Here is a 13570-nt window from a genome sequence, read left to right on the forward strand (position 1 = left end):
GGTACCGGCTGTGCCTGCATCCGGGCTCGGCTGCGGCGCGATGCTGACGGCATGACGACCATCATCGGCCCCTCCCCCGTCGGCCTGCTCACCGGGAAAGTCGTGTTCATCACCGGAGCCAGCCGCGGCATCGGCGCCGCGGCGGCCCGGCTCTTCGCCGCCGAGGGAGCCGCGGTCGTCCTCGCCGCCCGTACCGAGGCCGCCCTGGAGCGGATCGTCGACGAGATCCGCCTCGACGGCGGCACCGCCCACGCCGTCGCCATGGACCTCGCCGACCGCGCCGACATCCACGCCGCCGTCGACCACGTCGAGCAGGTGCACGGACGACTCGACGGCGCCTTCAACAACGGCGCGGCCGTCCAGCGGCCCGGTCCGCTCGACGCCACCAGCGAGCACGACATCGCAGAACAGTTCGAAGTGAACTTCCGCGCGCACTGGACCGCGATGACGGCCGAGGCCGCGCTCATGCGGCGCACCGGCGGCGGGGCGATCGTCAACACCTCCAGCATCGGCAGCCGCCGCGCCAACCCGGCCCTGCCCGCCTACGGCGCGATGAAGCGCGCCCTGAACAGCATCACCGAGACCGCCGCCGTGACCTGGGGCCCCGAGCAGATCCGGGTCAACGGCATCACCGCCGGCGGCACCGAGACGGAGATGATGGCCGCGTGGGACGCGGTACGCCCCGGCATCGTCAAGGCCCTCACCGCGACGACGCCGCTCGGTCGGCTCGCCGAGCCGCGCGAGGTCGCCGAGGTGGCCGCGTGGCTGCTGAGCGACCGGGCCAGCATGGTCACCGGCGCGATCGTGCCGGTCGACGGCGGCGCAGGGGCCTGACTCTCAGGCGGGCGTCACCTCGTCATGAACGCCGTGACGAGGAAGACGGTCCGCCGGCCGAGTCGCAATGCCTCAGCGCGTGCGGAGACGAAGCCCGCGTCGATCGCGATCCGAGAAGCTGCGTCGACGGAATCGGGCAACGGCAGGTCCGCGACCAGTTCGGCGAAGACTCCTCCAGCCCGGAAGCCCGAAGCCGCCGGCATCGTGAACCCGACCTGGCCGCCGGGACGCAGCGCCCTGCGCCAGTCCGCGAGCGCGCCGGCACCGAGGAAGTGCAGCGAGGATGCGCAGCAGATCGATTCGAGCGATGCAGCCGGAACAGGCAGCGGCACGGCCTCGGAGACCCGCCACTCGATCCGATCGGCCACACCTGCGTGCTCGGCGCGCTCGCGACCCGACTCGATCATCGCCGGCGAAAGGTCGATCGCCAGGACCGGCGACGCGTCCGCGTCGCGCGCGGCCGCGAGGGCGACGGCCACAGCCCCGCTGCCGCAAGCGACGTCAGCTGCCGCGCCGGACGTCGCCGGTCGCATGAAGTCGATCAGAGCGCGGGCGACGGCGTCGTGGTGCCCGTGATCGTAATCGGGCGCGAGCTCGTCGAACGCGCGCGTGATCCTCGATGACCGATCCTGAGCCCTGTCTTCCACCTGCGCAGCTTACGCGGTTGCGCGCCCTCGCTCCTCGAGCCATACCCGCACCAACCTCAACCACGCCTCCGCCCGGATCGCCGGGTCGGACACCGCCGCCGCGAACCGCTCAGCGGCCGACGGATCCGTGAGGGCGAGATCGTCGACGCACAGGCACCGGGCCCAGTCCGCCCGCTCCGGCTTACTCAGCATCGCAATGACCTGCTCTGCGGCCGCCGCGTCCGTCTCCGCGAGATACGAGGCAACGTCTTCGAGTGCGAAGTCAGTCTTTTCGGGGTCTGAGATGCTCTCGGCAATCTGCAGGCCCCGCTTTAGATCTTGCCGCGCGCAGCGCCAGAGCAGACCACTGAGCGCGTCGTCTCTCACCGCGACATCATCGATACCTGCGACGAGGCGCTGGGCCCGGTCAGGGTCGATGCCGACGAGCGCGGTGGCCACCCGGACCACCCCGTCTATCCGCATTTCCGGATCGGCGATGCGCGCCACGATCATCTCCGCGCGGTCGGGATCGAAGCAGGCGAGGCCACCCGCCAACTCCGCCAGAGCATAGTCACGCTGCGCCGCGTCGTAGTCGATGCCCAGCGCGATCTGCTCGGCTCGGTCCGGGTCGAGCGGCGCGAGCGTTTCGGCCAAGACCTGCGACACCGCGCAGATCGAATGCGGATCGCGCAGGTGCGGCAGAAGACGGGCAGCCGCCTCGGGGGCGACGCCGGCCAAGCGGAACACCGGCTCGTCCAGAGCCGCCGATCGCGCGTCGGCGTCACCGACGGCGTCGATCGCCTGGTCCAGCAACTCAAGGGCCTGTGAAAGCTCGGGGTCGCGACGATCCGCCATACCGAAAGCGATCATGCCCAGGTCGTGCAGCCGGCCGGCCGGATCGGTCGCAATCCCCGGCCGCGACAGCAGCGTCGCAAGGGGCTGCGGGGAGGACCAGAGCTTCGCCTCCGCGATCTGCCGAAGCCACTGCGTCCGGGCTTCGCCGGGTGGCATGAAGTCGACCAGGACCTCCCGCACACCGAAGCCCTGCGGGTCGTGCATGGCGTCCTGCAATATCTCCTCGCGAGCAGCCGAGTCAGCGATCCCCGCGACGATCCGTGCCGCGCGCGCCACCCCGTCCGGCTGGCCTGCGAAGGTGGCCAGCAGACCGGTGTAGCCGGAAGGCCCGGTCCATCCGAAAGCGAGCATCTGCAGGGCGATCCGCTCCGCGCGCTCCGCGTCGTGGCGGCATGCCGAGCGGGCGATGCCAGCGAGGCAAGTGGCCCGCGCGCCCTCGTCGGCGAGACTCAGAGCAGCTTGTTCGGACTCGTCCCACAGCGCCGCCGCGCGCCCCGGATCACTCGGCGCGACGCACTCGGCGAGGAGGGACAGCTTCTTCAGCCGCTCCCCGGAGTCCTCAGCAATCTCCCGTGCAGCCCGCTCGATCTCATCTAGAGCTGCCGAGATCCGCTCCGTCGTCACCACATCCGGCGTGCCGACCGTACGATCCGCGCTGCTTGTCGACATCAGAGCTCTCCTGGCCGCTGTTGGCGAACCGATGTCTTCACATCCTCGGCTAACAGAACGAAGGCATGCGCTCGCGGGTGCGGATGGACGATCTGCCGCGCGGTTTTCGAGGCCAGGTCGGCATCGAAGCGGGCTTGGGCACGAGCAAGTCCGGCAGCGGCGAGGGATCGACTGTGGCTGGGCTCCACCTGTCCGAACACTGTTTCAGCGGCAGTAAGCAGCTCCCCGGCGAGAGCGGAATCGACGCGGTGAACCGACCGCGCCACTGAGGCTAGCGCGTTCAGCTGGACGAGCCCGTTGTGGCTGAACCTCGCGTTGCCCGCCGCGTTTTCGGCGGCCCGGACGGCCAGCTCAGGAAAAGCGTCCACGAGCTCCGCGCACAGACCGACCCACGTGCTGATCTGCTCGTGGAGTTCGGGTACCCGCTCGACCAGACCCACCGCACGCTGCGGATCGGAGGCGGCGAGGCGAGGAATGGCCCGAGACAGCACGATGCCTCTCAGCGCCGGGTCCGGTATTCGATCCGCCTTCTGCAGCGCCTCCTCCGGATCCAGCTCAGCCACGCGTTCGAGCACGGCAGCAGGCAGGCAGCGCCGCCTGCACGAGCACGTGGAGTCAGCTAGCAGCTCGGCCTCCGCGAGAGCGCGCCTGGCACGTTCGCGGTCGACCACTCCGAGCGCGCCGGCCGCCTCAGCGAGTGCGATCGTCCTCGAGCGCAGGTCGACGACCGTCTTGGCGATGCGCAGCGCAGCCCGGGCCGCCGACGCCGCGTTCGCCGGGTCGGTGGGCGCAAGGCCTTTGGAAACCTCGGAGAGTACGAAGGAGCGGGCATAGGGATCCTCGATGCCGGCCGCCAGAGCCACCGCGCCTTTCGCCTCCTGCGCAGCGAACTCGGGGGTGTCGTCCTGGCGCAGCACTGAGATTCGAGCCAGCAGCGGCGCCTTGAAGTGTGACTCTCCCACCGCCGCAGCCCATCGCGTCGCTTCATCGAGGAGCTGCCACCTCCCCGCCACGTCGCTCACCTGCGCGCTCCACTCTGCTCGTCCCGGCTCAGTTGAACTGTAGACCGCGCCGCCGGCCGGAGGCCGACCGCGGAGGCACTAGGAGCTGTGCGAAAAACCGCTCGACACGCATCCGCGGCTCGGGCTCAATGGATGACCATGGTTCGCACTGACGACAACGATCTCTCCGACTTCTCCCCCGCACCCAACCAGGGTGAGAACGCCGCCCTCTACGAACTGGAGAACGAGGCCTTCGACCCGGAAAGCCTTGTGCTCGCGGCGATGCGGGCGCGCGCTCCGTGGCGCGGACGCACCCTCGTCGATCTGGGGTGCGGCAGCGGATACTGGCTCACCCGCTACGTCGACGAAGCCGGTGAGGTCGTCGGGGTCGAACCCGACGAGCGGCTGCTGCCCCTCGCCACCGCCCGCGACGCGCGCGCGAAGGTGTTGCGCGGCTCGGCCGAGCACATCCCGCTTCCCGATGAGAGCGCCGATGTCGTCCACGCTCGCTTCGCGTACTTCTTCCCGCCGGGCTGCGACGCCGGCCTGGCGGAGGTCATGCGGGTCCTTCGTCCCGGCGGCACGCTGATCGTCATCGACAACGACCTGGAGCACGGCGATTTCGCCACCTTGCTGCGCAGCTCCGCGTGGGCCGCCGCGCAGGGTGGCGGCAGCCCCACCGACACGTGGTGGGCCGAGCGCGGCGCCGATCGCACGACCGTCCACAGCGAGTGGCGCTTCAAGCAGCGCGAGGACTTCGAAGCCGTGCTGCGGATGGAGTTCCCCGCCGAGATCGCGAATCAGTGGCTGGAGACGCATCCCGAGAGGCTTGGGCTCAGCTACAGCTACGCGCTGTTCGCGATCACCAAGGCCGGCGCCTGACCAGGTTTTGTCGGCAGCTTGTGTCAGGCTAGGAGCCGTGTATCAGGAGCGGCCGGCGCAGGTGCGCGGCGGCGTGCTGTGGACCAGCGTCGCCGCCGCGGACGGTGACGCGCTGATCGTCCCGGACGGCTGCATGGACCTGATGTGGTACGACGGCACCTTGCAGGTCGCCGGGCCCGATTCGGTCCCCTTCGCGATCCGGATGCAAGCGGGCGCCGCGTCAGCCGGGCTGCGGTTCGCACCTGGCACCGCGCCGAGCGTGCTCGGCGTCCCGGCGCACGAGCTGCTCAACCAGCGCGTGCGGCTCGAGGACCTGTGGTCGGCGGCGGAAGCACGCCGGGCTGCGGAGCGGATCGCTGACGCGCCCGACCACGGTGTGGCGCTGGAACGTCTGGCCGTCGAGCTGGCCGGGCGGGCCGAGTCGACTGATCCGCTCATCAGTGCGCTGACCGCACAAGCGCAGGCCGGCCAGCCGGTGGCCGAGATGGCGCACCGGGCGGGCCTCAGCCAGCGGCAGTTGCTGCGCCGCTGCCTGCCCGCGTTCGGCTACGGCCCGAAGACGCTGGCCCGGATCCTGCGCGTGCAGCGGGCGCTGGCGCTGGCCCGCTCCACACAGCGCCCCCGTTTCGCCGACGTGGCCGCGGCGACCGGCTACGCGGACCAGGCGCACCTCGCCCGCGAGATCAGGGCCCTGACCGGGCAGCCGCTCGGCGCCGCCGTTAAGCCAGGGGCCTGATCAACGTCTTCTCACCCGTCCGCGAGCGAGGCGAACAGGTCCACGCTGTTGCCGTCCGGGTCGAGGACCTGGGCGTAGCGCTGGCCCCAGAACGCGTCCCACGGCTGCCGATGGCTGCGGTAGCCGGCCCCGACCAGGTCCTCGTACACGGCGTCCACGCCCGCGGCGCTGCCGCAGTGGAAAGCCAGCGACATCGCCGGGCCGCCGACCGCGGGCGACCACTGCGGGTCGAAGGACCGGACGACGTCCGTCGTGTCGAAGGCCAGCCGCAGGCCGCCCGGCAGCGTCAGCTCCACGTGCGGCTCCGCGTCGGCCGACGCGGGCAGCTCGAGGCCTAGGCGCCGATAGAAGGCGAGCGCCTTGCCCATGTCCGCGACGACGAGGCCGATGAGGTCGAGGTGCACCCGAGGTGTGGTCATGCGTCCAACTTAGGCTTCCGCCATGCCGCCGGTCTTGAACGAATCGGACGCGTCTCGGGCCCGGTCAACTGAGCGGGTGGCCCGGCGCGAGGTACGCGGCGATGCTGGTGGCGATCGTCTGGGCGTAGTTGGTGTTCGGGGTGGCGGCGGGGCCGTCGGTGGTGTCGACGGCGATCGACAGCTTTTGCGACGGCAGGTAGGCCTGGATGGCGAAGTAGCCGGAGAACGACGGATTCTGCACGACCCATGTGTTGATCACTTGAATGCCGATGCCGTAGTGCGCGGCCTCGGTGTTGTGGCGGCAGATTCCCGGCGGGCACGCGGCCGCGTCGCCGAGCCCGACCGTGCCCGGGTCGAGCTGGATCCGGTGCGACGCCGGGGAGAGCAGCGCGCCGGACCCGACGGCCTGGGCGGAGGTGGCCAGGTCGCAGATGTCCTGAGTCAGGATCGCGCCGTGCGCGGTGGTCCAGGAAGGGTTCCAGTAGGTGGATTCCTCGTAGGTGCCGCGCTCTGAGGTGAACGCGTGTACCGGATGCACGATCGGCGGCTTGGAGTCGATCGAGGTGCTGTCCAGGTGGAGCGGCTCGAGGATCCGCTCGCGCAGGAGCTCGTCGAGCGGCCTGCCGGTGATCTTCGCCAGGGCCTCGCCGAGAAGGACGAAGTTGGCGTGCGAGTAGCTCCAGTTGGTCCCCGGCGTGTACCAGAGCGTGTGGCTGAAGGGGAAGGCGAGCAGCTCGGGCTCGGTCCAGTACTTGAACGGCTGGGCCTCGAGCTCGGCCGCGAACACCGGGTCGATGACGTAGTCGTGCAGGCCCGAGGTGGAGTCCGCCAGCATCCGCAGCGTGATCTGCTGCGAGTGCGGGACCTGCGGGAGCCAGCGCGAGATCGGGTCGTCGAGGTCGACGACGCCCTCCTGGGCCAGCTGAAGCAGGATCATGCCCATGTAGGCGATCCCGACCGAGCCCGTGCGGAAGCGCATGTCCGCATCGGCGGGGATGCCCGTCATGGACCGGCCCAGCGCGGCGGTGAGCAGGTTGCGCCTGCCCTCGGTGACTTTGAGGATGACGGAGTTCAGTCCGTACTGTCGTTCGGCCGTCTTGGCGATATCAAGGATCTTCAGGCCGGGGCCGCGGGTGGGCGTCGGCGACGCGACGCAGTCGCCCCGGTCTCCGCCTCCGCGCGGAGCTGCGGCGGCAGAAGCCGTGGCGGACGGGACGATCGCGGCGGCCAGAGCTGCGGCGGCGAAGAGCGCCGTGCTGCGACGCCTCCGCGGAACACGTGTCAATACCATGCGGGACAGTAAAGTATTGAAACCCGTGGAGGCGTGCGTACCACGCCGCCGGCCTCTTCAGCTCTGCACGTAGTCGATCAGGTTCTGGCGGTCGAACTCGAGCTGGTCGATGGTGGACTTCACCACGTCGCCGATGCTGACGATGCCGACCAGGCGGCCGTTCTCGACCACCGGCACGTGCCGGATCCGGCGCTCGGTCATCGTCTCGCGCAACTGCTCGACCTGGTCGCCGGGGGCACAGGTGGAGACCTCCCACACGGTGATCTCGGAGACCGGGCCGTCCAGGATCGCGTCGCCGCGGTCGTGCAGGCGGCGCACCACGTCGCGCTCGGAGACGATCCCGCCGACCGTCTCGCCGTCGGCCGAGACCACCACGGCGCCGATGTTCCGCTCGGCCAGGACCGCGAGCAGTTCCCGGCAGGGTGCGTCGGGGCGGATCGTGGTCGCCCCGCGCCCCTTGTGTCGGAGCACGTCCTCAACTCTCATGGCTTCCCTCACCTTCGAAGGAGCTGGCTCTCCTTCCACCTTCGCGGATGAGGCCGCCGATGGCCAGCCCCTTGTCGAGTGAAGGTTGTTTGACTAAAGTCAAATAATGTGAGCACATCCTCTCAGGACACGATGATCTTCCGCCGGTTCAGCCGGTATTTCACCAGGCGCGTCGGGGTGCTCTCCGACGAGTACCTGGGACAGGCCCGCCCGCTCGGCGCGGCCCGGGTGCTGTTCGAGATCGGCTCCGGTACCTCGTTGCGCGAGCTACGGACCCGGCTGGGCCTCGATCCGGGATATCTGAGCCGGATCCTGCGCTCGCTCGAGGACGAAGGGCTGGTGCGGCTGAGCGCGAACCCGGACGACGGACGCTCGCGCGTGGCGCGGCTCACCGCGGCGGGCGAAGCAGAGCTCGATGAACAGCACCGCCGGGCGAACGACGCGGCCGAAACCCTGCTGGACGCGCTCAGCGACAAGCAGCGGGACGAGTTGGTCACCGCCCTCGACACCGCGCAGCGGCTGCTGCGACTCGCGGCCGTCGACGTCGTGGCGGTGGATCCGGAGTCGCCCGACGCGCGCGCCTGCCTGGCCGGGTACGTCGCCGAGCTGCGGCAGCGGTTTCCCGAAGGCTTCGAGGAGGCAGACCTCGTCCGACCGCGGGAGGTGCGGGGCGAGGCCGGCGCCTTCCTGGTCGCCTACGAAGACGGCGTCGCGGTCGGCTGCGGCGCGGTACGCGTCCTCGAGCCGGGGCTCGGCGAGATCCGCAACGTCTGGGTGGCGGCCGCTGCGCGCGGGCTGGGCCTGGGCAGGACGCTGATGGCTCGGTTGGAGGGCGAGGCGGCGCGGCGCGGCCTCAAAGCCGTCCGACTCGGCACCCATCCGGCCCTCAGCGAGGCTCTCCAGATGTACGCGACCAGCGGATACACCGAGATCCCGCAGTACGCGCCGGAAGCACACGCCCAGTACTTCTTCGAGAAGCGCCTGGGCTGATCGGTCCCGGCGGCCGCGATCGAGCCGCGAAGGAGCCAAGATCGAGCCGCACGAAATTTTCGCGGCGAGGGCGCCGGGCAGTCCGGTGCCCATGAGCTGGACCGTCGGACGACCGGATCCCGCCACCCGGCCGCCGCTCTCGGCGACCGGTCCCGCCATTCTTGACTAAATCGGTTTAGCGAATCAGCCTTCTCGTCGAAGAATTCCTTCTCCGAGAGGGAGGTATCTCCCATGCTCCGTCGCAATGCCCTGGTGGCCACCGTCACCGCCGGGGTGCTCGCCACGGCCGGGCTCACCGTGGCCACGACCCTGCCGGCCGCCGCCGCGAGTAGCGGCTGCTCCATCGCCTACGCCGTGCAGAGCCAGTGGCCCGGCGGCTTCACCGCGAACGTCACCATCACCAATCTGGGGGCGGCGGTGAACGGCTGGACGCTCGCGTTCGCCTTCCCGGCCGCCGGGCAGTCGGTCACCCAGGGCTGGAGCGCCACCTTCGCGCAGGCCGGCGCGCAGGTGACCGCGACCAACCTGAGCTGGAACGCGTCGCTGGCCACCAACGGCACCGCCTCGATCGGGTTCAACGGCGCCTGGACCGGGAGCAACCCGGTGCCCGCGTCGTTCTCGCTCAACGGCGTCGCCTGCACCGGGTCGGTCACCTCGTCCTCGCCCTCCGCCAGCGCCTCGGCCTCGCACTCCGCGTCACCGAGCCCGTCGGCGTCCGCGAGCGCATCGGCTTCGGCGTCCGCCTCGGCCTCGCCCTCCGGGAGCCCGTCCGGCTACAACGGTCCGGCGCCCGCGTTGCACGTGTCCGGCAACCACCTGGTCACCGCGGCCGGCGCGGACTACCGCATGCTCGGCGTCAACCGCTCCAGCGGCGAGTTCGCTTGCATCCAGGGCAACGGTATGTGGGACGGTCCGGCCGACCAGACCATGATCGACGCGATGAAGACCTGGAACATCCACACCGTGCGCATCCCGCTCAACGAGGAGTGCTGGCTCGGCACCTCGGACGTGCCGGCCAGCGGAACCAGCGGCGCGGCGTACCAGTCGGCCGTCAAGAGCTACACGGATCTGCTGGTGGCGAACGGGATCAACGTCATCCTGGACCTGCACTGGACCTACGGGCTCTACACCGGCAACGGCGCGGGCTGTTCGGACACGGCGGCCACCTGCCAGAAGCCGATGCCCGACATGCAGTACACGCCCACCTTCTGGAGCCAGGTCGCCACCATGTTCAAGGGCGACAACGCCGTCCTGTTCGACCTGTTCAACGAGCCCTACCCGGATGCGGCGGACAACTGGGCGGACGCCACCGAGGCGTGGACCTGCCTGCGGGACGGCGGGACCTGCACCGGCATCGGCTACCAGGTGGCCGGCATGCAGACGCTGGTGAACGCGGTGCGCGCCACCGGGGCCAGCAACGTCCTCATGATCGGCGGCCTGGCCTGGGCGAACGACCTGAGCCAGTGGCTGGCCTACGAGCCGACGGACCCGGACGGGAACATCGTAGCCTCCTGGCACTCGTACAACTTCAACAGCTGCAACAGCAGCACCTGCTGGAACAGTACCATCGCCCCGGTCGCCGCGAAGGTGCCGGTGCAGGCGGGCGAGATTGGCCAGAACAACTGCAATGACGACTACATCAACTCGGTGATGACCTGGGCCGACACCGAGGGCATCGGCTACACGGCCTGGACCTGGAACCCCTGGGGCGTGTGCAACAGCAACGGAAACGACCTGATCCAGGACTGGAACGGCACCCCGACGGTGACCTACGGCCAGGGATTCCAGGCGCACCTGCTCACCCAGCACCCCTAGGGCCTGCACGAGGTTCAGCCCTTAGCAGTACTCTGGTTCGGTCCGGGCGCACGGCCCGGGCCGGACCGGCCAGGCGCGCAAGCCGGCGCGGCAGGATCCGGCCGCCGCCGGCTTCGAAGGGTTCGGCATGTACCACAGAGGCCCGGAAGAGAGACCCGATCACCGCAGGCTGCTCATGGCGGATCACGTCGCACGTTTCCCCGGGCCGGTGGCGATCTCGGACGAGGTGCCGGAGGGCTTGATCGCGTTGGCCGGCTTCCAGAACTCCGACGGCCGACCCTGGGCCATCCAAGTCCGCTACCGCGATCCCGACGACGGCGGTCGACGCGTCGTCGTGCGCACCACGCGCGGCAGCCTGGACTGGACTCCGGTGATCGGAACGATCGAGAACGTGCGCACCGTCATGCTCAACTGCGGCGCTCGGCCGATCGAACCAGGCTTCGAGGAGCCGGTAGAGGTCGAGATCGAAGGCGAAGCGGTGCAGGCGGTCCGCATCGCGTGCCTCGACGGCGACTGCGCGATGGCTTTCGACTGGCGCGGCCAGCACGTCTACGTCGTCGGAACCGAAGAACTCGCCGACGCACTGCGGCTGCGCAGCGCCACCGTGGCCGATTTTGAGGCCTACGACGCGGCGCACCGCGCCCGGTACGGGCCGGACTCGAGACGGTCCTGACGGCCGGACGCGCCCGGCTCTCATCCGGACGGGTGAAAGGCGCCGGGGCCCGGAGCGCCGGAAGGCCGGATCGGGTGCCAGTACGTAACGTGACTCGCACATCAACCCTCGAAGGCTTCGCGTGTTGCCTCCCAGGGGTCCGAGTTCACCTGAAAGAGACCTGTCATGAAGCGCGTCGCCAGCTGTCTGGCCGGTTTGGCCGCCGTCGTGGCCAGCCTGTCCGGATGCAGCAGCTCGAACAATTCGAGCACATCCACGCCCGCAACGACCGCCCTCCAGAGCGCCACCGCCAACATCACGCCCACCGGCGCCGCCACGGTGAAGACCGCGAGCTCGCCGGTCGGCCAGATCCTGGTCGACGGCTCGGGCCGGACGCTCTACCTCTTCGAGGCCGACACCGGACCCACCTCGACCTGCACCGGCACCTGCGCGGCGCAGTGGCCGCCGGATCTGACCGTCGGGACGCCGACCGGCACCGGGGTGAGTTCCTCCATGCTCGGAACGACCAAGCGATCCGACAATACGACCCAGGTGACCTACAACGGCCACCCGCTCTACCACTTCGCCCTGGACACCGGCCCCGGCTCGACCAACGGGCAGGGCGTCAACGCCTTCGGCGCCCTCTGGTACACGGTCAACCCGAACGGCAGCGCGGACACCACCAAGCCCACCGGCTCGGCGAGCGCCTCGGCCGGACTCTACTGACCGCCGAGGTCCCCCGGCGTCCCGCCGCGTGGTCGCGCACCACGTCCGGCGGTACGTGCTGCCCCGTCTCGGCGTGTCGGGCCGCGTGCGAACGCGGGCGTACGAGACTACGAGTGTGACTACGCAGGGATCGATCGGCCCGCGCGGCCGGCGAGCGTGGCCGGCTGCCGCGGCCACGCTCGTCCTGTTCGTGGCAGTGTTCCTCGCGATCTTCGCCATCGGTCGTGCGGTCACGCCCGACTACACCACCGGCCTGTTCGGCCAGCACCTCGAGGACGCGGTGCGGCTCAAGGCGCAGCTGGGCACGGCCCTGCTCGGCCTCGCGCTGATCCAGCTCGCCCTCGCGCTGTGGATGTACGGACGCCTGCCCGGCGTCGCCCGGGCGCCGCGCCGGGTGCGCATCTCGCACCGCGTCATCGGAGCGCTGGCGTTCCTGCTGTCCGTGCCCATCGCCGTGCACTGCATCACGACCTACGGCATCGAGCTCACCCCCACCCGCGCCGCAGTCCACGCGCTCAGCGGGTGCTTCTTCTACGGCGCGTTCGCCGCGAAGGTGCTCGTCGTGCAGTGGCGCGAGACGCCGAAGTGGCTGCTCCCGGTGCTCGGCGGATGCCTCGTCGTCGCCGTCGCGGTCTCCTGGTACGCCGCCGCCCTGTGGTACTTCAACGGTTTCGCCCTGCCGTAACGCCCGGCCGCCGCACGCGCGATGTACGCGCATTTACCAGGACGTCGGCGAACTGACGGCGCTCGGCCTGCCCGCGGCCCGCATCCGACGCAACGCTCGCCGGGGCGAGAACCCTGAGAGGTTCTCGCCCCGGCGAGCGTCGGCCGACCTAGGTCAGTCCTTGGTCCAGGGCCCGAAGCCGTTGGACTCGAAAGCCTTGTCGGAGGCCTTGATGGTCACCACGGCCTTGTTGCCGTAGTCCACGTTGTCGTTCGCGGCGATCGAGTCGGTGTCGCCGGTGGTGTTGGTCATCCGCTGCCAGTAGCCGCCGGTCGAGTCGGTCGCCTTGGCCGAGTAGGTACCGGGCTGGATGTCGATGCCGACGATCAGCGTGCCCGATCCGAACTTGCCCCTGGTCAGCGAGGGGCCGTTCGCCGGGACCCATCCGCCCATGCCGCTGGACTTGAAAGCCTTGTCGGTGGGCAGGATCGTGACCACCGCCTGGTCGCCTTGGTCGACGTTGTCGTTGGCGAGGATGGAGTCGTCCGAGCCCGTCGTGTCCTTATCGCGCTCCCAGTAGCCGCCGAGTTCGTCCGTCGCCAGCGCCTTGTAGGTGCCGGGTTGGATGTCCTTGCCGACGATCAGCGTTCCGTTGCCGATGCCCTTGGGCGCGGCGGGCTTCGGCGCGGCGGACTTCGCGCCGGCTGTGGTTTTCGCGCCTGCAGCCGTCTTCGCCGAGCCGGACGCGGAGCTCGACTTGTCGGCCTGGCAGCCGGTGGCCGTGACGGCGAGCGCGGCGGCCAGCGTGAACGCGCCGACGGTCTTCTTCAGGTTGCGAGACATGACGTGTACTCCCCTTTTCAGCGACTGTCCCGGGCGACTGCCCCGTGTTGACATATGAAGTGAAGCAGGAAGATGTGAACA

At 70.0% G+C, this 13570-nt stretch carries 15 protein-coding genes; 8 read left to right on the plus strand and 7 right to left on the minus strand.

Annotated features, from left to right (window positions below; genetic code table 11):
- Positions 1-51 precede the first annotated feature (51 nt).
- Positions 52-834 (plus strand): SDR family NAD(P)-dependent oxidoreductase, encoded by a 783-nt coding sequence (locus tag ACTRO_RS13555; protein ID WP_034263469.1) that lies wholly within the window; start codon positions 52-54, stop codon positions 832-834.
- A 14-nt stretch (positions 835-848) separates the two neighbouring features.
- Here the strand turns inward: ACTRO_RS13555 and ACTRO_RS13560 are convergent, their stop codons facing one another.
- The 3 genes from ACTRO_RS13560 to ACTRO_RS13570 are packed head-to-tail and all read right to left on the minus strand — an operon-like array spanning position 849 to position 4006.
- Positions 849-1481: a class I SAM-dependent methyltransferase gene (locus ACTRO_RS13560; RefSeq protein ID WP_051450789.1), complete on the minus strand. Its 633-nt coding sequence runs from the start codon at positions 1479-1481 to the stop codon at positions 849-851.
- Between the two features lie 9 nt (positions 1482-1490).
- Positions 1491-2984: a hypothetical protein gene (locus tag ACTRO_RS13565; RefSeq protein ID WP_034263470.1), complete on the minus strand. Its 1494-nt coding sequence runs from the start codon at positions 2982-2984 to the stop codon at positions 1491-1493.
- Positions 2984-4006, minus strand: coding sequence for a hypothetical protein (locus tag ACTRO_RS13570; protein ID WP_034263472.1), 1023 nt, complete (start codon positions 4004-4006; stop codon positions 2984-2986). Before ACTRO_RS13570 ends, ACTRO_RS13565 begins: the two co-directional genes overlap by 1 nt.
- A 138-nt stretch (positions 4007-4144) precedes the next feature.
- On the opposite strand from ACTRO_RS13570, the gene ACTRO_RS13575 reads away from it, so the two are divergent.
- The gene (locus ACTRO_RS13575; RefSeq protein ID WP_211244232.1) at positions 4145-4867 is read left to right on the plus strand and encodes a class I SAM-dependent methyltransferase; all 723 of its coding nucleotides are present in this window, start codon (positions 4145-4147) and stop codon (positions 4865-4867) included.
- 37 nt (positions 4868-4904) lie between these two features.
- Positions 4905-5603, plus strand: a complete 699-nt coding sequence (locus ACTRO_RS13580) for a helix-turn-helix domain-containing protein (protein ID WP_034263475.1) — start codon at positions 4905-4907, stop codon at positions 5601-5603.
- A gap of 11 nt (positions 5604-5614) precedes the next feature.
- Here the strand turns inward: ACTRO_RS13580 and ACTRO_RS13585 are convergent, their stop codons facing one another.
- The 3 genes from ACTRO_RS13585 to ACTRO_RS13595 form a co-directional block, all read right to left on the minus strand.
- Positions 5615-6022 (minus strand): VOC family protein, encoded by a 408-nt coding sequence (locus tag ACTRO_RS13585; RefSeq protein WP_034263476.1) that lies wholly within the window; start codon positions 6020-6022, stop codon positions 5615-5617.
- A 64-nt stretch (positions 6023-6086) separates the two neighbouring features.
- Positions 6087-7313, minus strand: coding sequence for a serine hydrolase domain-containing protein (locus tag ACTRO_RS13590; protein WP_051450790.1), 1227 nt, complete (start codon positions 7311-7313; stop codon positions 6087-6089).
- A gap of 57 nt (positions 7314-7370) precedes the next feature.
- On the minus strand, positions 7371-7799 hold the full coding sequence (locus ACTRO_RS13595; RefSeq protein ID WP_034263478.1) for a CBS domain-containing protein: 429 nt from the start codon (positions 7797-7799) through the stop codon (positions 7371-7373).
- A 108-nt stretch (positions 7800-7907) separates the two neighbouring features.
- Here ACTRO_RS13595 and ACTRO_RS13600 point away from each other — a divergent pair, with 108 nt between their 5' ends.
- The 5 genes from ACTRO_RS13600 to ACTRO_RS13620 all read left to right on the plus strand — a co-directional run bounded on the left by ACTRO_RS13600 (position 7908) and on the right by ACTRO_RS13620 (position 12667).
- Complete coding sequence (locus ACTRO_RS13600) at positions 7908-8789, plus strand: bifunctional helix-turn-helix transcriptional regulator/GNAT family N-acetyltransferase (protein WP_211244233.1); 882 nt, start codon at positions 7908-7910, stop codon at positions 8787-8789.
- A gap of 231 nt (positions 8790-9020) precedes the next feature.
- Entirely contained in the window at positions 9021-10604 is a 1584-nt protein-coding gene (locus ACTRO_RS13605; protein WP_051450791.1) for a cellulase family glycosylhydrolase, read from the plus strand.
- A gap of 175 nt (positions 10605-10779) precedes the next feature.
- Complete coding sequence (locus tag ACTRO_RS13610) at positions 10780-11277, plus strand: hypothetical protein (RefSeq protein ID WP_034263481.1); 498 nt, start codon at positions 10780-10782, stop codon at positions 11275-11277.
- A 165-nt stretch (positions 11278-11442) separates the two neighbouring features.
- Entirely contained in the window at positions 11443-11982 is a 540-nt protein-coding gene (locus ACTRO_RS13615; RefSeq protein ID WP_034263483.1) for a COG4315 family predicted lipoprotein, read from the plus strand.
- 115 nt (positions 11983-12097) lie between these two features.
- Positions 12098-12667: a DUF6529 family protein gene (locus ACTRO_RS13620; protein ID WP_211244234.1), complete on the plus strand. Its 570-nt coding sequence runs from the start codon at positions 12098-12100 to the stop codon at positions 12665-12667.
- Positions 12668-12820: 153 nt separating this feature from the next.
- Here the strand turns inward: ACTRO_RS13620 and ACTRO_RS13625 are convergent, their stop codons facing one another.
- Positions 12821-13489, minus strand: a complete 669-nt coding sequence (locus tag ACTRO_RS13625; RefSeq protein ID WP_051450792.1) for an Rv1352/Rv1906c domain-containing protein — start codon at positions 13487-13489, stop codon at positions 12821-12823.
- Between the last annotated feature and the right edge of the window lie 81 nt (positions 13490-13570).

The organism is Actinospica robiniae DSM 44927 (assembly GCF_000504285.1).
In the GTDB taxonomy this organism is placed as follows: Bacteria; Actinomycetota; Actinomycetes; order Streptomycetales; family Catenulisporaceae; genus Actinospica; species Actinospica robiniae.

Excerpts from the sequence above, each read along its gene's own strand:
- ACTRO_RS13555 (WP_034263469.1), top strand. The coding sequence starts at position 52 with ATGACGACCATCATCGGCCCCTCCCCCGTCGGCCTGCTCACCGGGAAA.
- ACTRO_RS13565 (WP_034263470.1), bottom strand. The coding sequence starts at position 2,984 with ATGTCGACAAGCAGCGCGGATCGTACGGTCGGCACGCCGGATGTGGTG.
- ACTRO_RS13575 (WP_211244232.1), top strand. The coding sequence starts at position 4,145 with ATGGTTCGCACTGACGACAACGATCTCTCCGACTTCTCCCCCGCACCC.
- ACTRO_RS13585 (WP_034263476.1), bottom strand. The coding sequence starts at position 6,022 with ATGACCACACCTCGGGTGCACCTCGACCTCATCGGCCTCGTCGTCGCG.
- ACTRO_RS13590 (WP_051450790.1), bottom strand. The coding sequence starts at position 7,313 with ATGGTATTGACACGTGTTCCGCGGAGGCGTCGCAGCACGGCGCTCTTC.
- ACTRO_RS13595 (WP_034263478.1), bottom strand. The coding sequence starts at position 7,799 with ATGAGAGTTGAGGACGTGCTCCGACACAAGGGGCGCGGGGCGACCACG.
- ACTRO_RS13605 (WP_051450791.1), top strand. The coding sequence starts at position 9,021 with ATGCTCCGTCGCAATGCCCTGGTGGCCACCGTCACCGCCGGGGTGCTC.
- ACTRO_RS13610 (WP_034263481.1), top strand. The coding sequence starts at position 10,780 with ATGGCGGATCACGTCGCACGTTTCCCCGGGCCGGTGGCGATCTCGGAC.
- ACTRO_RS13615 (WP_034263483.1), top strand. The coding sequence starts at position 11,443 with ATGAAGCGCGTCGCCAGCTGTCTGGCCGGTTTGGCCGCCGTCGTGGCC.
- ACTRO_RS13625 (WP_051450792.1), bottom strand. The coding sequence starts at position 13,489 with ATGTCTCGCAACCTGAAGAAGACCGTCGGCGCGTTCACGCTGGCCGCC.